A 20113-nucleotide genomic window follows, 5' to 3' on the forward strand; every position below is an offset into this window, starting at 1 on the left:
AGGACCTCGGAAACACTTGATTGAGGGGTGGACATGCCTGCACTGAAACCGACATCCTTTACGGCGAAAATCACATGGCTGGGTCACGTTCCAAGCCGGGAAGCCAGCCTGCGGGCTGTAGCCGCCGAATCTGTCGACGTCACGTTGGATGGCTTTCCGGGCGAGGATCATGGTGGACCGACGCGTCCGTCCTGCGTGCGGGTGCGGTCGCAATACACACCCGGAACAGAAATACGGAACACGCGCCAATTGTCGATCCTGAGTGCTGAGGAACTGGCCGCGACTGCGACTGAGATGGGGCTGGAGCGCATTGATCCCGCATGGGTCGGTGCATCTCTGGTGATCGAAGGGATTCCGAATTTTACCCATGTGCCCCCGGCCTCCCGCCTGATGTCGGAAAGCGGTGTCGGTCTGGCCATTGATATTGAAAACCGTCCCTGCATCTATCCGGGCAAGGAAATCGACGAAGAGGCGCAGGGCCTGGGCAAGCTGTACAAGCCTGCGGCCAAGGGACGGCGCGGTGTGACGGCTTGGGTCGAACATGGTGGCCTTTTGGTCGTGGGGGATGTGCTGACCCTGCACGTGCCTGATCAGCCGGTTTGGCCCCATCTGGAGGCGGCGCGCGCAGGCTGAACAAGAGCGGCGCAGGACACTTGCGTCTTACAGGTTCGGCACTCGGTAAGGCAGAGGTGTCCTCTGCCATGCGGGCGCAGTAAACTGCGCCTTACCGCGGCAAATCCTATTCGTAAGGCGCAGGTGTCCTGCGCCCCGTGCCAGGTTTCGCGTTCCTGCCCACCGTTTCCGAAATGAAACCGGTGATCGCAATTGGGCCGCTGCAACGTCCCAAAATGTCGGAATCGCACGCATCTCCCCTAGGCATACGCCTGTATGCAGGCCACGAAAGACGAGCCCATTCAAGACTGCGGGGAGCTACCATGGCCTATAAATCCGACATCGAAATCGCGCGCGAGGCGCAGAAGAAGCCGATCCAGGAGATCGGGGCCAAGCTGGGCATCGAAAGTACCGACCTGCTGCCCTATGGTCATGACAAGGCCAAGGTGAGCCAGAACTTCATCAACTCGGTCCAGGACCGCGAGAACGGCAAGCTGATCCTCGTCACAGCAATCAACCCCACGCCTGCAGGGGAGGGCAAGACCACGACTACCGTCGGTCTAGGCGACGGCCTGAACCGCATCGGCAAGAACGCTTGCGTTTGCATCCGCGAAGCATCCCTTGGCCCGAACTTCGGCATGAAGGGCGGCGCCGCGGGTGGTGGCTATGCCCAAGTTGTGCCGATGGAAGAGATGAACCTGCACTTCACGGGTGACTTCCACGCCATCACCTCGGCCCACTCGTTGCTGTCGGCCATGATCGACAACCACATCTACTGGGGCAACGCCCTTGAGATCGACACCCGTCGCGTCGTGTGGCGTCGCGTGGTTGACATGAACGACCGGGCGCTGCGCCAGATCACAGCCTCGCTTGGCGGCGTGGCCAACGGCTTCCCGCGTGAGGCAGGCTTTGACATCACCGTGGCATCCGAAGTCATGGCGATCCTGTGTCTGGCGAAGGATCTCAAGGACTTGCAGAAGCGCTTGGGCGACATGATCGTGGCTTACCGCCGTGACCGCTCACCAGTCTTCGCGCGCGACATCAAGGCCGATGGCGCGATGACTGTTCTGCTCAAGGATGCAATGCAGCCAAACATCGTGCAGACGTTGGAAAACAACCCGGCCTTCGTACACGGCGGTCCCTTCGCCAACATCGCACACGGCTGTAACTCGGTCATCGCCACCACCACAGCCCTGAAGCTGGCGGACTACGTGGTCACCGAAGCAGGCTTTGGTGCCGATTTGGGTGCCGAAAAGTTCATGAACATCAAATGCCGCAAGGCGGGTCTTGCCCCGTCCGTCGTTGTCTGTGTGGCGACCGTGCGTGCGATGAAGATGAACGGTGGTGTGGCCAAGGCCGATCTGGGTGCCGAGAACGTGGACGCTGTGAAGGCGGGTTGTCCAAACCTTGGCCGTCACATCGAGAACCTGAAATCCTTTGGTGTACCGGTAGTCGTGGCGATCAACCACTTTGTCACCGACACCGATGCTGAAATTCAGGCGGTCAAAGACTTCGTGGCCGAGCAAGGGGCGGAAGCCATCTTGTCGCGTCACTGGGAACTGGGCTCGGAAGGCTCTGCTGGTCTGGCTACCAAAGTGGCGGAACTGGCTGATGCAGACACCGCGAACTTCGCGCCGATCTACCCCGATGACATGCCGCTGGCCGAAAAAATCCAGACCATTGCCAAGCGTATCTACCGCGCGGACGAAGCATTGATGGACCAGAAGATCCGCGATCAGTTGAAGCTGTGGGAAGAGCAAGGCTATGGCCACTTGCCTGTCTGCATGGCGAAGACGCAATATTCGTTCTCGACCGATCCGAACCTGCGCGGAGCGCCCACGGGCCACTCGGTGCCGGTGCGCGAAGTACGTCTGAGTGCGGGGGCCGGCTTTATCGTCGCCGTCTGCGGCGAGATCATGACGATGCCGGGCCTGCCCCGTGTGCCTTCTGCGGAAAACATCATGCTGAATGACGACGGCCAGATCGAAGGTCTATTCTAATTGCAAAACCCCTCTCGGCCCCGTCACAAAGCGATGACGGGGCTGAAATCTCATTGACCCGACACCGCCCCGGCGGTCAGCGTGCTCTCCATCACTTGGAGGACGACCTATGACCAGATTACTTGCACTGATTGCCACCCTCGTTTTTGCCGCTGCAGCGGCCCATGCGCAGGAGCGGTACGAAGGGTATTACTATCCGGAAGTCACCTCGACCGAAGACTTCACGCGTGTGATCCGGCAAGCGCCCGATTCCAGCAAGGGTGTGCGCGTCGAGTTCGTGACCAACCTGACGGTGGCCCAACTGGCCGCCCCCGAAAGCCCCCGCTTTGTCTTTTTTGCCAAGGGCGCGGATGCCAAACATCTGACCGTTATCGCCCTGGATGACGAAGTGTTTTCGACCCTGTTCCGGGCCCGCGCGGTACTGGCGCAAATGACATCCAACATGCGCAACAACGACTTCTTTCGTGCGCAAGAGCTGCAATTCGTAGCGACCTTTTTTGATCTGTTGCAACTGATGGAATTCGACACGCTGGTGATCAGCGATGGCGAGTCATGGGCGCATCAGGTGAATTTCATCCGATAAGTAGGAGATCCAATCGACATGACCGCGACTGTAATTGATGGCAAGGCCTTTGCGGCCAAAGTGCGGGGCCAGGTGGCCGACCATGTGGCCCGCCTGAAAGAAGCGCACGGGATCACGCCCGGTCTTGCGGTTGTGTTGGTGGGCGAAGATCCGGCCAGCCAGGTCTATGTCCGGTCCAAGGGTAAGATGACCGTAGAAGTCGGTATGAAGAGTGTCGAGCACAAGCTGGATGCAGACACGTCCGAAGCGGATCTGCTGGCCGTCGTCAAATCGCTAAACGAAGACCCGGAGATTCACGGTATTCTTGTGCAGCTGCCGCTGCCTGGGCATCTGAACGAGGACCTTGTGATCAACTCCATTGATCCGGCCAAGGATGTGGACGGATTCCACATCTCGAACGTGGGTCTGTTGGGCACGGGGCAGAAGTCGATGGTGCCTTGCACCCCGCTGGGCTGTTTGATGATGCTGCGGGATCACCACGGGTCGCTGTCGGGGCTGAATGCGGTGGTCATTGGCCGGTCGAATATTGTGGGCAAGCCGATGGCGCAGTTGCTGCTGGGCGACAGCTGCACGGTGACGATTGCGCATTCACGGACCAAGGACATTCAGGACGTGGTGCGGGGCGCTGATGTCGTTGTGGCCGCCGTTGGACGGCCAGAGATGGTAACAGGCGAGTGGATCAAGCCCGGTGCCACAGTGATCGACGTGGGCATCAACCGGATTGACGCGCCTGAGAAGGGTGAAGGCAAGACGCGTCTGGTGGGGGATTGTCACTATGACAGCTGCGCGGAAGTGGCGGGGGCCATCACGCCTGTGCCGGGTGGCGTTGGTCCAATGACCATTGCGTGTCTGCTGGCGAACACCGTGACGGCGTGTTGTCGGGCGAACGGCTTGGCGGAGCCTGAAGGGCTGACTGCCTGAAGACGGGTGAGGCGGAGGACACCTCCGCCTTACGCTTGCACCGGAACCATCGTGCCCTGAAGGATTGCGACAAGGGTTTCGGTGTCGCCATTGATGACGAACACCTCTGATGTGACCACGATGAGGCGGCGGCCGGGTTTGACGACCCGGCCTTTTGCGATGAGGCGGTCGCCCGTTGCGGGGGCGATGAGGTTGATCTTGATCTCTGCCGTGACGACCTCCTGATCCTCGGGGAGCGTGGTGAGGGCTGCGTAGCCTGCTGCGCTGTCTCCAAGACCAAAGGTCAGTGCAGCGTGCGCAAACCCTTGTTGCTGGCGGCTGCCGGGCAGGATTGGCGCCGAGATGGTTGCGAGACCCGGTTCGATGGCGTCCAAAGTGGCGCCAAAGGTCTGCATCATGCTTTGTCGGGCAAAGCTGGCTTTGATCCGGTCCCTCATGCGGCCCCGCGGGGCATGGGCACTTGCACCGGCCGTGGGCCGGTCAGCACGGCGCTTGCGTCGGGACGCATCAGTTTGCTCAGTGTCTGGCTGTGGCTGCGCAGGCCACCGGTATACGTGCCGTAGGCGGGCAGGATCAGCTTGTCGCTGTCGATCAGGAAGGCAGGGCGCGAGATGGCGCGCGCGCGTGTCTGCAATGTCGCCTTTGGGTGGTAGTGGCCGGACACCTCTCCACTTGCGCCCGGTTTGGCGATGTGGCGGAAGGTGAGGGCACCGATGGGCAGTTCAGCCAGGTGAGTGCCGCCAAATTCTATCGGTCCGGGGTCGTGGTTGCCTTCGATCCAGACCCAGCGGCGGCCCGCCTGCAGTTTGGTGATCCACAGCCGTTCCTCCTCGGGCAGGCTGCGTGCCGCTGTGAGGTCATCGAAGCTGTCCCCAAGGCAGACGACCATGCGTGCGCCTGTCGCTTCGAGGTCGGAGGCGATGCGGGTGAGCGTGTCGCGCGTCTCGTAGGGTGGCAGTTGCATACCGCTGCGTCTGGCGATGCGTTCGGCTTTGCCCAAGTGCAGGTCCGAGATACAGAGCAGGTTTTGGTCGGGCCAGAAAAGTGCGCCGGAGCCGAGCGCCTTGAGCGCTGCGCCGGCGAGAGTGAGATCGCACGTGTTCATATTTTGTTCATAGCGCCGGCGGAAGGGCGCATCAAGATGCGCCTTACTGTTGGGGCTCTGCCCCAAACCCCGTCGTATTTTGGCTCAGAAGAAGGCTGAGGTTAGAAGGGAACGCGCCATTCCCTTTTCTTGGGCTCAGGTGGTAATCCGGCGGTGGTCATCAGCCGTTCTGCTTCTTCGGCGAGCAGTTTTTCTTCGGCAAGGCCTTTGATGGGGACGCGACCCACTTCAAGCATCAGTGGGGCGGCGAGAGGCGTGACGCGATCGTGCTCTGTCAGGTCGATGCGGGTGCCGATGCGAGCGCACATTTCTTCGATCCGGCCAAAGTCGACAAGACCACGCATTGCCTCCTCGCGTGTGATCTGCAGCATGAGGTGGTCCGGGTCATATTTTGCCAGCGTGTCGTAGAGGATGTCGGAGCTGAAGGTGGCTTGTCGCCCGGTCTTGCGGTTGGAGGGCAGGTTGCGTTCGATCAATCCGGCGATGGTGGCCGACGCGCGGAAGGTGCGCTTCATAACAGCGTTACCCGCAAGCCAGCGGTCGAGGCCGTCCCGCAGCGCGTCGATGTCGAAAAGTGGGGCAGGGTTGGTGATCTTGTTCAGGCCCCAGATCAGCGTGGCGTAGTCGGTCGCGAGGAAGCCTAGGGGATTCAGGCCCGTTTCTTCCATCCGTTTAGTCAGCAGAAGCCCAAGTGTTTGCATGGCGTTACGGCCTGCAAAGCCGTAGACAGCGGTGTGAATCCGGTTGTCATGTGGGAAGCTTTCGATCAGCAGGCGACCCGGTTCGGGCAGGCGGCTGACTTCGCGTTGGAGGGTCAGCCACTCGGATGTGTGTGGCGGTAGGGCGGGCCATGTGTCTTGCTGGAACATCTCGATGATGCGGTGGCTGAGCTGGGTGGAGGTGGCGAACTTGGTGCCGAGGAAGGTGGCGATCTTTGGCTTCTTGGCCGCATCGCGGGTCACCTGGACGGTCATTTCGCGCAAGGAATCGTACCGGACAATTTGCCCGCCGATCAGGAATGTGTCGCCCGGGGTAAGAGAGGCGGCGAAGCCTTCCTCTATCTCGCCTAAAGGTTTGCCCCCTCGGCCCTTGTAGCGCACCTTGAGCGTGTCGGTGTCTTGAATGGTGCCGATGTTCATACGGATGCGTTGGGCGCTGCGGGGATCGCGGAGTTGCCAGTGTCCGTCAGGGCGTTGTTGCAGCCGCTTCCATTGGTCGTAGGCGCGCAGGGCGTAACCACCGGTGGCACAGAAATCGAGGCAGGCATCAAATTCTGCGCGAGACAGAGACGTATACGCGCCCGTGGTTGATATTTCGTTAAAGAGGGCATCCGCATCGAACGGGCCCGCGCAGGCGCGTATCAGGATGTGTTGGCAAAGCACGTCGCGGGGGCCATGGCCGCGTGGGTCGCCGTCAAGCGCGCCTTCTTTCACGGCGTCCAAGGCGGCCACGCATTCGACCACTTCGAAGCGGTTTGCGGGTACCAAAAGGGCTTTCGAAGGCGCGTTGTATCGGTGGTTGGCGCGACCGATACGCTGTACCAGACGTTTGACGTTCTTTGGGGCACCGACTTGGATGATAAGATCGACGTCGCCCCAGTCTATGCCGAGGTCGAGCGTGCCGGTACAGACGATGGCCTTGAGCTGCCCATCGATCATGGCCTGTTCGACTTTCTCGCGCTGTTGGCGGTCGAGAGAGCCGTGGTGGATGCCGATCGGCAACTGGTCTTCGTTGGCGAGCCAAATGTTGTGGAAATAAAGCTCGGCCTGGGCGCGGGTGTTGTGGAAGATGAGGGTCGTTTTGTGTTTTTTGACCTCTTCCAGCACCGCCGGGATGGCGTATTTTCCCCCCGAGCCAGACCAAGGGGGAGGCTCTTCTGTAACCAACATCTGGATATCTGGCGGTGGCCCCGGGTCAGCATGGAGTATGTCGCAGGGATCGGGGTGTTTCGCCAGCAGATGGGCAATAGCCTGTGGATCTTCGATCGTTGCTGAAAGGCCCACGCGTTTGAGATCGGGGCGCAGGGCTTGAAGCCGCGACAGGGCGAGGAACATCTGGTCGCCGCGTTTGCTTTCCGCGAGCGCGTGGATTTCATCGACAATCACCCGCTTGAGGCCCGCGAACATGCGCGGCGCGTCTTCGTAGCTGGTGAGTAGCGCGAGGCTTTCGGGGGTGGTCAGCAGGATATGGGGCGGGTCAGCGCGCTGGCGTTTTTTCTGTGTAGCAGAGGTGTCGCCGGTGCGATCCTCGATCCGGATATCAAGGTTCATTTCCGCGACAGGTGTGCGGAGATTTCGTTTGATATCAGCGGCCAACGCCTTGAGGGGGGAGATGTAGAGAGTGTGTAACCCCTCGTGGTCATTCTCTGCCAGATCGGCCAATGTGGGCAGGAAACCGGCCAGTGTCTTGCCACCGCCCGTGGGCGCGATCAGCAGGAGGGCGGGATCGTTTGCGCGTTCCAGCATCTCTTGCTGGTGGGGATGGATGCTCCAACCTTTGGAGGTGAACCAATCGGTGAAGATGCGGGGGAGGGTGGTCATGAGGCGCAATGTAGCGGGTGTGGCGCGCGTGGGAAGTGCGGGAGCCTCCGGCGGGGATTTTTTGAAACAGGGAAGATGGAGCCGATTCGTGCGGGATTTACCCGGTATTCATGGAGTTTAAGGGTGTAAGGCAGGGTGTCACCCTGCGTGCAGCATCCGTACACCCCTTGTGCACCCCCATCGAGCGGTAGGGGTGGGGTTAACGCAACGTGCGGTGGGGCGCCGACGCTGGTTCTGGTCGGTACATATGCTTTCGTTTGGTGCTTGTTCGTGGCTGTGTAAGTAATTGCCCATGTCAGAGATTGAACGCGATGAGACGATGGATTTTTTCGACGAAGTCTATGCCGCGATGTCTGAAGGCGACCTCGCCTTTTTAAAGTTTGTTGCCGAGGCGTATCCGCCTTTTCCGTTTGGGCAGGGCACGACGTTCACGCGATTCTGGATAACCCATGCCATACATGCGTGCCACTACACAGTTTTTGATTGGGTGCTGGCCCAAAGGGTACCGGTCAACTTTTGTGACGACGAAGGATACGGCCCGTTGAAATCGTTGTTGGAAATGGAAAGGCAATTTCCGCCCGCCTTGAGCACAAAGGACGTCATCGCCTGGATTGACAGGCTGATTGAGGCCGGAGCGGACGTGAATTTTCGTCATACGCTGGACGAGACCGCATTGCACCGAGTTGCGATGATTTCATCGCCCGCGGTCGTCCGACATCTTTTGGACTGTGGTGCTGATCCCCTTGCATATGACGCCGAATACGCGCCTGTGCAGCCCATCCACTATGCGAAATGGTCCAGGTGGAAGAACGAGGTAACAGATATCCTGCAGGCAGCGATGAAGCGCTGAGCGGCAGGTGTTGCTGATTTGGTCAACTGCGTGGTTTCAAGGATCGGATTGTCGCCTGCACCTGTTTCGGGAGTGACGTGTCGGCGCCGTCCGGGGCGGCGTCGAGGGCGGCTGATACATCCTTGACCAGGATGCCGATGGAATTGTCGGGGGCGTAGCCGTGTTTGGCAAACTCGATCGTGTCGAAGCCAGAGGCGAGCCAGTTTTGTCCCGACGACGTTTCGATCAGGTTCAGGAGGTGTTGGGTATCCAGCCCGGCCTCGTCCGCCCAGTCCAGCACAAGCCGGGTCATGGCGGTGTGAGATGCCGCGAGCAGGTTGTTCAGCACCTTGGCCTGCATCCCGGCACCATAGGCGCCCATGTGGTGAAAGTGTTGGCCCATGAGCGCGAGCAGTGGCTTGGCATCGTCGATGTCAGACTGTGTGCCACCGAGCATGAAGCTGAGCGTGCGGTTTTCGGCGGCGATGACCGCACCGGACATCGGCGCGTCGATCAGGGTGATGTGGCTTGGAACTCTGTTGCGCAGGCCAAGAACATAGCGCGGCGACAGCGTGGAGCAGATGAAGACGCGCCGCAGCTTGGATGCGGTGCCCATCAGGTTCTGGGTGTCAAACAGAAGAGCGTTGGTTTCACCTTCGTCCCGGACAACGGAAAACAGGGTTTCCACCTCGGGGGCAAAGGCCATGATGTTGGTGGTTGTGTCAGACAGGCCCTTGTCCACCACATCAAAGCCTTTGACGTGCGCGCCCCCGTCGCGCAGGGCGGCCAGCATTGGCAGCCCCATGCGTCCGCAGCCCGCGAGGCCGATCATTTGACGATATGTTCGTCCTTGACGAACATGTTGGCCCAAGCCCGGTCGATCAGCTCCGGGGTCATCTGAAGCGGGATGCCTTCAAAATTGCAGGTGGCAACCATCTGATCCACCAGAAAATTTGGCTGGTAATTGGCGTAGATGTTGTCGATCGTCGGATACTTGACCTTGAGCAGGTACACGAGCGCCTCTTCGTTCAGGGCCATCCCTTTCTTCTTGGCCACCATGGCAAAGATTTTCAGGAAATTCGCCTGGTTCGGGCCATCGATCTTGATCTTGAAGAAGATCCGGCGCAGGGCCGCTTGGTCGAAGATTTCGTTGGGGTGGAAGTTGGTCGAGAAGACGACCAGCGTGTCGAAGGGCACCTCGAATTTCTCACCTGATTGCAGGGCGAGGATGTCCTTGGATTCTTCGAGTGGGACGATCCAGCGGTTGACGAGCGCTTGTGGCGGTTCGGCCTGACGGCCAAGGTCGTCCACGATGAAGATGCCGCCGGTGGACTTCAGCTGCAGAGGCGCCTGGTAGGTCCGCGCCGTGGGGTTGTAGACGAGGTCCAGCATGTCCAGCGACAGTTCACCCCCTGTGATCACCGTGGGGCGTTCGCATTTGACGTAGCGCTTGTCATAAGGCGTGGTGCGCCGCAGCGAGTTGGGGTCCTGTGCCTCTTCCGGGGCCTGCACGTGCACGATCGGATCATAGACCGTGATGACCTGACCGGCATATTCGATGGCACGCGGGACATAGACGTTGTCCCCCAGCGCATCGCGGATGCCGTTCGAGATGGACGACTTGCCGTTGCCGGGGGCCATACATCAGGATCGACCGGCCTGCGCTGACCGCTGGGCCAAGCTGGTCCAGAAGGTCATCAGGCAGGACGAGGTGGCCCATCGCACCGGTTAGCTGTTGCCGTGTGACCATGATGTTGCGGATGGATTGGCGTTTCACCTGTGCGCGGTAAACTTCCAGCGGGACGGGCATGGCGCCGAAATACTCAGATTGGGCCAACGCATCCAGGGCGCGTGCCTTGCCGCTGTCCGTCAGTTGATAGCCCATTTCATTGCCATTGTTGGCATTGAGCGTACCAGTCGCCTCCATCAGCCGCTGGTCACGACACATGTCGATGAGTTCCTGGACAACCGGAATGGGCAAACACAGCGCCGGGCTGAGGTCGGACACCATGTCGAGGTTCTTTCGGAACATGGTTTTCAGCAAGATGTCCCGCATCATCACGACGGGCAGTTTCATCTCTTCCAGCCGTTTGGGAGCCGGGGGCGCAATCACGTCCGAGACTTGCATGTTCATGAGGCGGGCCTGTGTTCTGCTGCGTTTTGTTGTGTGTGGTCTAGCGCAGCACTTCGGCCAAAATATGGCTTTAAGAGGTCAAGAGCCGTACAGCGCCGCCAGCCCGAGATAGATCGCAAGGGTAGGGCCCAGTGCAAAACCCATGGGGAATTTGCGCCCTTCCTGGCTCCAACTGGCCCAATTGGGGGCGAATGTGCGTAAAGGGGTGCGTTTTGCGATGGTGTGGACCGCGTATGCTGCCAGAAGGACGGTGGCAAAGAGTGCCATAAGCATACGAATATCCCCAAGCGCCACGTATGGTGCGGCGGCTGCGAGGAACTTGGCGTCACCCGCCCCCATGGCTCCAGCAGCGTTCAGGATCATGCCTACGACGAGAACAATGGCCAGATGGGCGAGCTGCCACAGATAGGCGTCCATCGGGTAGAGGAATGGCCCCATGGCCGCGAAGATCGCGGCCATCGCAAGCACCGTTGGATTGGTAATCCGCATTTCTGCCAGGTCGGTATAGGCGACATACAGGCAGAGCGGAACCAGCAGCGGCAGGAACCATAGGGCCACGGTGGCCGAAAGCGCAATCATGTCTTACCCGTTCGAGACGTTGTTCTCGAGCGCGCGCAACGACCGAACTGCCGCCTCGAAGTGCTGCGGGTGGGTCTCGATGGCATCGCGCAACAGGCCCTTGCCTGTTTCGAGGTTGCCCTGTTTGACTGCCGCGAGACCCAATGTATGCAGCAATTGCGCACGCTCCGTCTGATCCATGGGGATCACCGGCAGGCTGTAGTTGCCCTGGGCGCCACGGGCGAGGATCAAGTTGTTCTTGGCTGTGAACAGGCTGGGATCCTGACGGATCGCATCGGTGAACAGCCGTTCGGCATCGCCGAAATCGCCGCGCGTCAGCTTGGAGTAACCCCAGTTGTTCAACACGCCGGAGGGGCGCGTGGTCAAGCCTACGGCGGTTTCATAGAAACTGTCGGCCTTCTTCCATTCCTGGTTGCTGTCGGCGACAAGTGCTTCGAGGCGGTAGCGTTTGAAGGTTTCGACTGTCGGGGGGACCTTGTCCAGCTCTTCCTCGGCGCGGGCCCAGTCGCCCGAACGCAGGAGCGCGTCCGCAAAATCCACGCGGTCGTCATTCGTGACCCCGTCAAGTTTCACCAGTCTTGCGTAGGCCGAGCTGGCCTCGGTATAGCGTTTGGCTCGCACGAGGCTGATGGCGAGGCCGCGCTGCGCGTCAATCCGGCCCGGGTTTTCTTTGCTTGTGCGGCTGAAGTGGGCCACCGCTTCGTTCGGGTCCGCGACAGTCAGCATGACGTCGTTCAGGTCGCTTTCATCCACGACGTTCACGTCCTGAAAGGCCCGTTCGACGGTTTCTTCGGCGTTTTTCTGATCGCAAGCGGCAAGGGCCATAGCGCTCGAAAGAGCGACGGCCATGAATACGGAGTGGCGCATGTTTGCGTCCTTTTTCCTGCTCGTTCGCGCCGTGCTTTTTGCTGCCCGGTCGCATCCCTTTTGCGCCTATGACAGCGCAGCCTCAAACCCACCCGAAGGCGGAAAAATCAAGATGCAGTGCGGATCAAAAAGTCGCTGCTGCCTCGACGGACCAGTTTGTACTGGTTCTCATTGGGCGCTACGCTAACAGAATTTTCAGATTTTGCGAGTGCCAAGCGCAAATTATCCCGAATAAGTGTGCTTTCTCCGTCATCCAATGCGAATGCACGGCGAAAGATCTGTACGGCTTCGGCCGTTTTGCCCTGTTCCATCAACACAACCCCAAGGTTGTTCAGATCGGAGGGGACAGGATCATATTCGGTGGTGGCGCGGCGCAAGAGCTTTTCAGCCTGGTTCAATCTGCCAAGCCCGAGATTGGCAGTGCCGAGGCCGGACAGGATTTCAGCATCAAACCCGCCCCGGTCAAGTGCGGCGCGATTAAAGGATTTGATGGCCAGTTCAAATTCGCCCGCGGCAATGAGGCGGTGGCCCACTTCAACACCGTCGACCCCATTTGCGCGGCGGTCGACGCCCGGGGCAAACGGCCCGGTCTGCGAGGCGTCAATGCCCGGCTCTCCACAAGCGGTCAGGGCAAATGCGAGGGGAAGGGCAAGGAATACCCGGATGCCTGTGATCATGGTGGTCTTTGCCACGTCTCATTATTGACTGCACCGCCCGCCCGGAAAGGACGCGCGGTGCAAGCGTTGTAGCACGGGTCAGGCCGTTGGCCTAGTTGCCGAGTGAACTCATGTTGCCAAATTGCGTAATGCCGTGCGCAGATGGCCCCACGAGGATCATAAGCAAAGGCGGCACTGTCAGCATCATGGTGGCAAGCGTCATCTTGGTGGGCAGTTTGTTGGCCGCCTCTTCGGCGCGCATGACGCGCTTGTCGCGCATCTCTTCTGCATAGACCCGCAGCGCTTCCGCGATCGACGTACCGAAGCTGGCGGATTGCACCAGCACGGTCACGAAGCTGGCCACGTCCTGCACGCCGCAGCGTTCGCCCATGTCATTCAGCACGGTCACCTTGTCCTTACCGGCCTTCATTTCAAGACTGACAATCATGAATTCATCGGCCAATGCGGGGTAGGACGCCTGCAATTCTGAGGCGACGCGGGTGATGGCCTGATCCAGAGACTGACCCGCTTCGACGCAAACCAGAAGCATGTCCAAAGAGTCAGGGAAGCCCTGCGTGATCTCTTCCTTCCGCTTTTCGACGCGGCGCGTCACCCAATACTGGGGCAGGTAGTAGCCTGCGCCGCCGGGGCCAATGGTGAACATGATGATTTTTTGGGTCGTCATGTTGTCCGTACCAACAATGAAGTTGGTGTAAACAACACCCAACGCGAGGCCGAAGACACCCAGAAGGAACTGGGCCGCGTGGAACATGCGCACCGCGTCACGGGACTGGTAGCCCGCCTGACGCAGGGTCAATTGCCGTTTGGACAGTTCGGCCACATCCTCGGGTTCAAGGAATTTCGAGAACCGTTCAAGCTGCTCGTTGCGCGAGCCCTGGCGCAGGCGCTCTTTGTTCGGGCCACTGGCGGTTGCCATCTGGCTCGACTTCTTGAGCTTGGTCAGCGGGTCCTCGGGTTGCCGCAGCATCATGATGATCACGATTGCGACCATCATCACACCGAGCACGCCAGCCAGCACGATAAAGCCAAGCGGGCCAAGCGCATCCGTTATGGGTTGCAGTAGGGCGTCCATGGCAGGCTCCTTACACTTTGATGTTGGTCAGAACGCGCATCACCATCAGGTTTGCGGCCAGGAAAATGCCCACCGCAAAGCAGGCGGGAATGAAATAGGCATGGTCGCGCACGTCGTCGTAGTAGTGCGGGTCAGTCACGTTGATCACGATCAGCGCCACGATCGGGAAGGCAGACAGGAACTTACCTGACCACTTGGCTTCGGCCGTGATCGCCTTGACCCGGCGGAACAGGCGGAAGCGGGCGCGGATCACCTTGGCCAGACCAGCGAGGATTTCGGCGAGGTTACCACCAGATTGCTGTTGGATCGTCACCGCGACTGACAGGAAGCGCAAATCCTGCATGTCGAGCCGTTCGGCCATGTCCTTGAGGCTTTCGCCCACGTCGCGGCCAAAGGCGCTCTCATCGGCGATAAGTCCGAATTCCGAAGCCAGGGGGTCTTGCACCTCTTTCGATACGATCTGGATGGCCGAGCTGAACGGGTGACCGACGCGCAAGGAGCGCACCATGAGCTCAACAGCGTCCGGCAGTTGCTCTTCGAGCATACTGAGCCGTTTGTTGGCCTTGGACGACACCCAGAAATAAACCGCACCGATGCCGATGCCGATGGACATGAGGATGCGCACGGGCGTGTCTGTTTCCGTCCCCACGCTGAGCCCGACAAAGGCCACCACTGACAGGCCACCCATGATCATGATCAGCTGTTGAGGCGTGAATGCGATGGCGGCCTTTTGCGCTTTGTCCGCCAGCAGCGAATAGAGCGGGATGGACCGCGCGCCCATGTGCTGCTGCATCTCCTTGCGGAGTTGTTCGAGCACTTCCTCGCGGCGACCCCCGGCCTTGTTCAGCATTTCAAGGCGGCGGTTCACACGGCTGTTGAGGCTGATCGACTTACCGAAAGCGACAAGGTACAGGCCTTCGACCAGTACCAGAACGCCGATAAAGATCAGGCCGTAGATAATTGGTTCTGCACTCATGGCTTCGGATCCTTATTGGGCGGCGACGGGTTCGTAGATGGATGCGGGCAGGTCATAGCCCCACATGCGGAAGCGTTCGGAATAGTGCGAGCGCACGCCTGTGGCGGTGAAGTGACCTATGATCTTGTTGTCGGGCGTGAGGCCCACGCGCTGGAAGCGGAACACTTCCTGCATGGAAATCACGTCGCCCTCCATGCCGGTGATCTCGGTGATCGATGTCATGCGGCGCGAGCCGTCCTGCAGACGCGAGGCCTGCACGATCAGGTTCACAGCCGAGGAGATTTGCGAGCGCACCGCCTTGAGCGGCATTTCGATCCCCGCCATGGCGATCATGTTCTCCAGGCGGCTGACCCCATCGCGGGCGGAGTTGGCGTGGATCGTGGTCATGGACCCGTCGTGGCCGGTGTTCATGGCCTGGAGCATGTCGATGACTTCCTCGCCCCGCGTTTCGCCCACGATGATGCGGTCGGGGCGCATACGCAGCGCGTTTTTCAGACAATCGCGTGGGGACACCTCGCCCTTGCCTTCGACGTTGGGCGGGCGGCTTTCCATCCGGCCCACATGGGTCTGTTGCAGCTGGAGTTCCGCTGTATCCTCGATTGTCAGGATACGTTCGGCATTGTCGATGAAGGACGACAGCGCATTCAGAGTGGTCGTTTTCCCGGACCCCGTACCGCCCGACACAATCACATTCAGCCGTGTGGCGACCGCGGCCTGTAGATAGGCGGCCATCTCTTCGGTGAAAGCGCCGAAATTCACCAGATCGTCGATGCCCAGCTTATCTTTTTTGAACTTCCGGATGGAGACGAGGCTGCCGTCCACCGCGATGGGGGGCACCATGGCGTTGAAACGCGAGCCGTCCTGCAAACGGGCGTCCACATAGGGGTTGGATTCGTCGACACGACGACCCACAGCGCTCACGATCTTGTCGATGATGCGCAGCAGGTGGCGTTCGTCCTTGAACGTGACGTCGGTCAGTTCCAGCTTGCCCGACCGTTCAACAAAGATCTGCTGAGGGCCGTTGACCAGAATATCGTTGACGCTTTCGTCTTTCAAAAGCGTTTCAAGGGGCCCGAGCCCCGTCACTTCGTCAAACAGTTCCTGGTTGAGGGTCTGGCGATCCTCGCGGTTCAGGATGATGTTCTTTTCCGTCAGAACCTCGGACGAAATGGCGCTGATTTCCTGGCGCAGATCCTGTTCGGTCGCATGTTCAAGGGCCGCGAGGTTCAGGTTGTCCAGCAGCGCGCGGTGCAGTTCGAGTTTGATCTCGCCCATGCGTTCCTTACGCTTGCGTTCCTTGTCCATTGGAGTGACGGTAGCGGGCTGCGATGGGTTCGCCTTGCGCGCAATCTTGGGCTTCTCGTCCGCCTTGGGCAATTCCGCGACCTTTTCCGCCGGCGCTGCGACTGGCTTGGGTTCGGCCTTTTTGTACTTGGAAAACATCGAGGGATCCTCCGATTAACGGATCACGCCGCTTTGGCGTGGTCCTCGCTGAGTTCGTGGATGGATGCGGCCAGCTTGGCGATTTCGCGGCGCAGCGGGTTCTTGGTGGCCGAGCTTGCCAGCGGCACGCCATGATCAGCGCCTTGGCTGATCGGCTTGCCACCATCCGGCAATTGCACCTCGACCGAGATGTCCAGACTTTCAGACAAACGCTTGACCCTGGCTTTGCCGCCCAGATCGGTAAACTTCGGTGCACGGTTCAGCACGTAGCGCAGCTTTTCGATGGGTAGGTCTTCGGCTTGCAGGGCGCGTTTGAAACGCAGCGTGTTCTGGGCCGAGCGCATATCCATCTCAAGCGTGGTGAAATAGAGGTGCGATGCGGTCAGTACGGTTTCTGTCCACTGGACGAGCGTCGAAGGCATATCGACAACGACATAGTCGAAATGCGCACGTGCCATTTCAATCACCCGGCTCACGTCTTCGGGTGCGACAAGATCCAATGGGATCATGTCAGCCGGTGCTGTCAGCACTTGCAGTTTTTCTTCGAATGTCAAAAGCGATTGGCCAAAGATTTCCTCGTCCATGCTTTCGGTGTCCGACAGCATTTCAAACACGGCTTCGCGTCGCGGCAGATCGAGATAGGTCGAGGCCGAGCCAAACTGAAAGTCAAGGTCCAACAAGCAGACCGACGGTGAATCGCCGTCGCACAGCAACGCCAATTCCCAAGCGAGGTTTACAGCCAGCGTCGTGGCGCCTGTCCCTCCGGCCACACCATGACACACAAAGATGGCACCTTGTTTATCTGCACCGGATTTGAGGTTTGCAGTCTTCTCATCATTGGCAGGCTGAGGTTGCCCGCTGGATTTCAGGCGATCTATAGCTTGCTGTAATTCGCCTTCGGGAAGCGGGTAGGGGACAAATTCGTCAGCCCCTTGGCGCAGCAGCTGATGCAAGGATGCAGGCGTGACGTCTTCGGCGATCAGGATCACCTTTATGCCATGGGCTTTGGCTTGGGTGATGATCTCGCCCAGAAGAACGAGGTTGTCTTCGTCTTCTTCATTCAGTGCCAGCGCCACAAATTCCATGGCTTCGGCATCGGGTTGATTGAAAAAGGCCAAGGCTTCGGCAAAACCAAGATCGCCCCAGGCTTCGCCCAGTGCTTGCTCCATGTCCTCGATCAACAAGTCGAAATTCTGAACATCACGGCTGATGGTACAGGCCGTGATTGGTGCAGTTTCGGGTTGCGGCATTGCGCTGCTCATTGCCCACTCGTCCTTTGCTCAATGGGCGTGGCATCCGGCTTTGCCGTTTCGGCATGTGGATGCTGCGGCCCTCACCCGGTGCTTTTGCCGGGCATACGTGTCCTCAGGGGCAGTTGTCGCAACGAATTCAGGCGAGATTTGGGCCAAAAAGCTCCAATTGTTGGGTATCTCAGAACGATAAGGGGCCCGCAGACAGGATTGTCTGCGGGCCCCTTACGTAGATGGACAGGAATTTTGTTACTGTTCGGTTCTGAGATCGGCGCCAGCTGTGCCGGTCAGCCCAGTGGGCGCTACAGCCGATTCAACATAGTCGCGATAGATGATTTGAGCATATTTACCATCCAGGACGGTGGGATGCGATTGTACGAACCCACTCACCTCTGTCACGGTGCGACGGTTGCGCCGCTCGCGGCCTTGGGTCACGATCAAAGGCTGGGTTTCGCCAAAGGAGGCCACTGCCTCCAGGCGTGACCGGCTGATCCCTTGGGTGCTGAGGTATTGTACAACCGCGTTTGCGCGGGCAAGACCCAGACGTTTGTTATAGGCAGCGGATCCAACTGCATCCGTATGCCCATAAACGCGGAACCGGATCTCAGGGAATTGGCGGATCCAGATTGCCTGTTCTCTAAGAACATCACGTGCACCGGCATCAAGTTGCGAAGAGTTGAACGCGAAATTGACAGTTGTGCCGACCTCTGATGCGAAACGACGCGCCAGATCGAACGTGTACTGGCGTTCGCCCGTCAGGATCAGCGTATTGTTTGCCGTGGAGTTTCCAAACTGGCCCGTATCTACCACTGCACCCGCTTCGCGGTAGAACTGTGTATAGACGGGATCATTGGATGCTGTGCAGGCACCAAGGGCCAAACTGCTTGCCAATGCGACGGTGAAGATCGGTTTCATGATCCTGTCCTTAGTCCAACACGTATCCATATGAGCCGGAGAAGTCCTGCTTGGCAACCTCGCCTGCACCGCCCTGTTCGGGCGCTCGTGTGCCGGCGGCGGTCCGACCGAAGAGGAACAAGTCCCGCTCGCTTGGAGGTTTGATCCGATCCGTTGGCAGCGCCAGTGCATCGCCACGAACCGGAGAAACGAGGTGTGCGGTGATGATAATCACCAGTTCTGACTGGTCGCGCTGATAGGACGCTGACCGGAAGAGGGCGCCCAATACCGGCACATCACCGAGCCATGGCAGTTGCTGGTTCTCGTCGATGAAGTTGTCTTCGAGTAGACCAGCAATCGCAAAGCTTTCACCATCACGCAATTCGACCGTTGTCGCGGTTTCGCGGCGGCTGAATGCATCAATGGTGAAGCCATCGAAGGACAGGCCGTTGTTCGGGTCGATGTCGGACACGGCTGCTTCAAGTTCCAGGTTGATCAGATCCTTGTCGACAACCCGGGGGATAAAGCTCAACTGGATACCGAAGGGTTTGAATTCAACAGTGATAACGCCGTCTTCCTGTGCAATCGGAACCGGGTATTCACCACCGGCGAGAAAACGTGCCTCTTGACCTGATAGGGCAACGAGGTTTGGCTCAGCCAAAGTGCGCACAACCCCTTTGGTTTCAAGGGCTTCCAGCAAAAGGCCGACGCGCGTGCTTCCGGCATTGAAGCCAAAGACGATTGCGCCATTGTTTTCGTTGGTGGCTGGTACGAGGTTGTCCAGCGATCTTTGAAGCGCGCCTGAACCTACAGTTGTTCCACTGCCGCCGTTCACATCAATGTCGCCAGAGAACAGCGAACCGTTCAGTGACAGTGATGAGCTAAGTGACTTCGAGACGCTGCGGTTCATTTCAGCAAAGCGCACCTTCAACAGCACTTGCTGGATGCCACCGACGCTCATCAGGTTGCTGACACGCCCTTCGGCGTAGCGTTCCGCCAGATCCAAAGCCCGCTGTAGGCGCGCGCTGGACGATACTATGCCGGACAATACGATACCGTCATTGGCGGTCCGCACTTCAATCTTCTCGCCGGGCAAGATTTGGCGTAACCGCTCTTTGAATTCGGAGATGTCTGCCGACACACGCACGTTCACGTTTGTGATCAGTCGACCGTTTGCATCCAGCAGAGTGAGCGTCGTCAGGCCCGGTGCCTTGCCCAAGACATAGATTGTCTTGTCGCTGAGCGATGAGATATCTGCGATCGCCGGGTTGGCGATACTCAGTTCGGCGAATGCTGTTTCGCTTTCGACCACGACCGCGCGGTTCATCGGCACGCTCAGGGTCGAATCTGTGGACTTGCGTACCACCCGCAAGTTTTCTGCCTGCGCCACTTCTACAATGGGGCCTGCAGCAAAACACAGCCCCAGGAGGGCCGCCTTGAAGAATCCGTCAATTTTCATGTGACCTGCCTTTTTGATCACGCCTCGATGCCGGGTCTTGATGCCCGTGATGCTTGATACCATGCGGCAGTTTAGATTTTTTTGCAAGAATCAATGGGTTCAGGTGATTCTTTTATGTGGATAACTGGCAACAGAAGGTAAAGTTAAAAACCGGCGCCACAAGAGGTGACGC

At 59.1% G+C, this 20113-nt stretch carries 18 protein-coding genes and 1 pseudogene; 5 read left to right on the top strand and 14 right to left on the bottom strand.

All coding sequences use genetic code 11. The features are described from left to right. Window positions 1–33 precede the first annotated feature (33 nt). The 4 genes from ACZ1HN_RS10935 (at window position 34) to folD (ending at window position 4116) form a co-directional block, all read left to right on the top strand. Entirely contained in the window at window positions 34–633 is a 600-nt protein-coding gene (locus ACZ1HN_RS10935) for an MOSC domain-containing protein (protein WP_472727511.1), read from the top strand. A gap of 302 nt (window positions 634–935) precedes the next feature. After that, a complete protein-coding gene (locus ACZ1HN_RS10940; RefSeq protein ID WP_472727512.1) occupies window positions 936–2612 on the top strand; it encodes a formate--tetrahydrofolate ligase in 1677 nt (558 codons plus the stop codon). Between the two features lie 109 nt (window positions 2613–2721). Further along, a complete protein-coding gene (locus tag ACZ1HN_RS10945) occupies window positions 2722–3195 on the top strand; it encodes a hypothetical protein (protein WP_472727513.1) in 474 nt (157 codons plus the stop codon). A gap of 18 nt (window positions 3196–3213) precedes the next feature. Further along, a complete protein-coding gene (gene folD / locus ACZ1HN_RS10950) occupies window positions 3214–4116 on the top strand; it encodes a bifunctional methylenetetrahydrofolate dehydrogenase/methenyltetrahydrofolate cyclohydrolase FolD (protein ID WP_472727514.1) in 903 nt (300 codons plus the stop codon). Window positions 4117–4145: 29 nt separating this feature from the next. On the opposite strand, the gene ACZ1HN_RS10955 is transcribed toward folD, so the two are convergent. The 3 genes from ACZ1HN_RS10955 to ACZ1HN_RS10965 form a co-directional block, all read right to left on the bottom strand. Next, window positions 4146–4553 (bottom strand): PaaI family thioesterase, encoded by a 408-nt coding sequence (locus ACZ1HN_RS10955; RefSeq protein WP_472727515.1) that lies wholly within the window; start codon window positions 4551–4553, stop codon window positions 4146–4148. Continuing rightward, window positions 4550–5221, bottom strand: coding sequence for a ligase-associated DNA damage response endonuclease PdeM (gene pdeM / locus ACZ1HN_RS10960; protein ID WP_472727516.1), 672 nt, complete (start codon window positions 5219–5221; stop codon window positions 4550–4552). The genes ACZ1HN_RS10955 and pdeM overlap by 4 nt, the downstream gene beginning before the upstream one ends. Before the next feature lie 101 nt (window positions 5222–5322). Then, entirely contained in the window at window positions 5323–7761 is a 2439-nt protein-coding gene (locus ACZ1HN_RS10965) for a ligase-associated DNA damage response DEXH box helicase (RefSeq protein WP_472727517.1), read from the bottom strand. Between the two features lie 292 nt (window positions 7762–8053). Between ACZ1HN_RS10965 and ACZ1HN_RS10970 the strand changes: the two genes are divergently transcribed. Next, window positions 8054–8611 carry an ankyrin repeat domain-containing protein gene (locus tag ACZ1HN_RS10970; protein ID WP_472727518.1) on the top strand — a complete coding sequence of 186 codons (558 nt, stop codon included), beginning with the start codon at window positions 8054–8056 and terminating at the stop codon, window positions 8609–8611. Between the two features lie 22 nt (window positions 8612–8633). Here ACZ1HN_RS10970 and ACZ1HN_RS10975 read toward each other — a convergent pair whose 3' ends face one another. The 11 genes and pseudogenes from ACZ1HN_RS10975 to ACZ1HN_RS11025 all read right to left on the bottom strand — a co-directional run bounded on the left by ACZ1HN_RS10975 (window position 8634) and on the right by ACZ1HN_RS11025 (window position 19941). Next, a complete protein-coding gene (locus ACZ1HN_RS10975; protein WP_299772079.1) occupies window positions 8634–9422 on the bottom strand; it encodes an NAD(P)-dependent oxidoreductase in 789 nt (262 codons plus the stop codon). After that, window positions 9419–10724: pseudogene (locus ACZ1HN_RS10980) on the bottom strand (ATPase). Before ACZ1HN_RS10980 ends, ACZ1HN_RS10975 begins: the two are co-directional and overlap by 4 nt. Window positions 10725–10802: 78 nt before the next feature. After that, window positions 10803–11303, bottom strand: a complete 501-nt coding sequence (locus ACZ1HN_RS10985) for a prepilin peptidase (RefSeq protein ID WP_299603682.1) — start codon at window positions 11301–11303, stop codon at window positions 10803–10805. Between the two features lie 3 nt (window positions 11304–11306). Then, window positions 11307–12170: a tetratricopeptide repeat protein gene (locus ACZ1HN_RS10990; protein WP_299603679.1), complete on the bottom strand. Its 864-nt coding sequence runs from the start codon at window positions 12168–12170 to the stop codon at window positions 11307–11309. A gap of 107 nt (window positions 12171–12277) precedes the next feature. Continuing rightward, complete coding sequence (locus ACZ1HN_RS10995) at window positions 12278–12847, bottom strand: tetratricopeptide repeat protein (protein WP_472729309.1); 570 nt, start codon at window positions 12845–12847, stop codon at window positions 12278–12280. A 91-nt stretch (window positions 12848–12938) separates the two neighbouring features. Beyond that, the gene (locus ACZ1HN_RS11000) at window positions 12939–13919 is read right to left on the bottom strand and encodes a type II secretion system F family protein (RefSeq protein WP_472727519.1); all 981 of its coding nucleotides are present in this window, start codon (window positions 13917–13919) and stop codon (window positions 12939–12941) included. A gap of 10 nt (window positions 13920–13929) precedes the next feature. Continuing rightward, a complete protein-coding gene (locus ACZ1HN_RS11005) occupies window positions 13930–14895 on the bottom strand; it encodes a type II secretion system F family protein (protein ID WP_299208963.1) in 966 nt (321 codons plus the stop codon). 12 nt (window positions 14896–14907) lie between these two features. Then, window positions 14908–16338 (bottom strand): CpaF family protein, encoded by a 1431-nt coding sequence (locus tag ACZ1HN_RS11010; RefSeq protein ID WP_299208966.1) that lies wholly within the window; start codon window positions 16336–16338, stop codon window positions 14908–14910. A 23-nt stretch (window positions 16339–16361) separates the two neighbouring features. Then, window positions 16362–17600, bottom strand: coding sequence for an AAA family ATPase (locus ACZ1HN_RS11015; protein WP_472727520.1), 1239 nt, complete (start codon window positions 17598–17600; stop codon window positions 16362–16364). Window positions 17601–17837: 237 nt separating this feature from the next. Continuing rightward, window positions 17838–18503, bottom strand: a complete 666-nt coding sequence (locus ACZ1HN_RS11020; RefSeq protein ID WP_299748119.1) for an OmpA family protein — start codon at window positions 18501–18503, stop codon at window positions 17838–17840. A 10-nt stretch (window positions 18504–18513) separates the two neighbouring features. Next, window positions 18514–19941 carry a type II and III secretion system protein family protein gene (locus ACZ1HN_RS11025; protein WP_299208974.1) on the bottom strand — a complete coding sequence of 476 codons (1428 nt, stop codon included), beginning with the start codon at window positions 19939–19941 and terminating at the stop codon, window positions 18514–18516. Window positions 19942–20113 lie beyond the last annotated feature (172 nt).

This window comes from Tateyamaria sp. GN1-10 (assembly GCF_055693845.1).

What these genes read in the sequence shown, in the direction of transcription:
- ACZ1HN_RS10935 (WP_472727511.1), top strand. Translation starts at nt 34, where the DNA reads ATGCCTGCACTGAAACCGACATCCTTTACGGCGAAAATCACATGGCTG.
- ACZ1HN_RS10940 (WP_472727512.1), top strand. Translation starts at nt 936, where the DNA reads ATGGCCTATAAATCCGACATCGAAATCGCGCGCGAGGCGCAGAAGAAG.
- ACZ1HN_RS10945 (WP_472727513.1), top strand. Translation starts at nt 2,722, where the DNA reads ATGACCAGATTACTTGCACTGATTGCCACCCTCGTTTTTGCCGCTGCA.
- folD (WP_472727514.1), top strand. Translation starts at nt 3,214, where the DNA reads ATGACCGCGACTGTAATTGATGGCAAGGCCTTTGCGGCCAAAGTGCGG.
- ACZ1HN_RS10955 (WP_472727515.1), bottom strand. Translation starts at nt 4,553, where the DNA reads ATGAGGGACCGGATCAAAGCCAGCTTTGCCCGACAAAGCATGATGCAG.
- pdeM (WP_472727516.1), bottom strand. Translation starts at nt 5,221, where the DNA reads ATGAACACGTGCGATCTCACTCTCGCCGGCGCAGCGCTCAAGGCGCTC.
- ACZ1HN_RS10965 (WP_472727517.1), bottom strand. Translation starts at nt 7,761, where the DNA reads ATGACCACCCTCCCCCGCATCTTCACCGATTGGTTCACCTCCAAAGGT.
- ACZ1HN_RS10970 (WP_472727518.1), top strand. Translation starts at nt 8,054, where the DNA reads ATGTCAGAGATTGAACGCGATGAGACGATGGATTTTTTCGACGAAGTC.
- ACZ1HN_RS10975 (WP_299772079.1), bottom strand. Translation starts at nt 9,422, where the DNA reads ATGATCGGCCTCGCGGGCTGCGGACGCATGGGGCTGCCAATGCTGGCC.
- ACZ1HN_RS10985 (WP_299603682.1), bottom strand. Translation starts at nt 11,303, where the DNA reads ATGATTGCGCTTTCGGCCACCGTGGCCCTATGGTTCCTGCCGCTGCTG.
- ACZ1HN_RS10990 (WP_299603679.1), bottom strand. Translation starts at nt 12,170, where the DNA reads ATGCGCCACTCCGTATTCATGGCCGTCGCTCTTTCGAGCGCTATGGCC.
- ACZ1HN_RS10995 (WP_472729309.1), bottom strand. Translation starts at nt 12,847, where the DNA reads ATGATCACAGGCATCCGGGTATTCCTTGCCCTTCCCCTCGCATTTGCC.
- ACZ1HN_RS11000 (WP_472727519.1), bottom strand. Translation starts at nt 13,919, where the DNA reads ATGGACGCCCTACTGCAACCCATAACGGATGCGCTTGGCCCGCTTGGC.
- ACZ1HN_RS11005 (WP_299208963.1), bottom strand. Translation starts at nt 14,895, where the DNA reads ATGAGTGCAGAACCAATTATCTACGGCCTGATCTTTATCGGCGTTCTG.
- ACZ1HN_RS11010 (WP_299208966.1), bottom strand. Translation starts at nt 16,338, where the DNA reads ATGTTTTCCAAGTACAAAAAGGCCGAACCCAAGCCAGTCGCAGCGCCG.
- ACZ1HN_RS11015 (WP_472727520.1), bottom strand. Translation starts at nt 17,600, where the DNA reads ATGAGCAGCGCAATGCCGCAACCCGAAACTGCACCAATCACGGCCTGT.
- ACZ1HN_RS11020 (WP_299748119.1), bottom strand. Translation starts at nt 18,503, where the DNA reads ATGAAACCGATCTTCACCGTCGCATTGGCAAGCAGTTTGGCCCTTGGT.
- ACZ1HN_RS11025 (WP_299208974.1), bottom strand. Translation starts at nt 19,941, where the DNA reads ATGAAAATTGACGGATTCTTCAAGGCGGCCCTCCTGGGGCTGTGTTTT.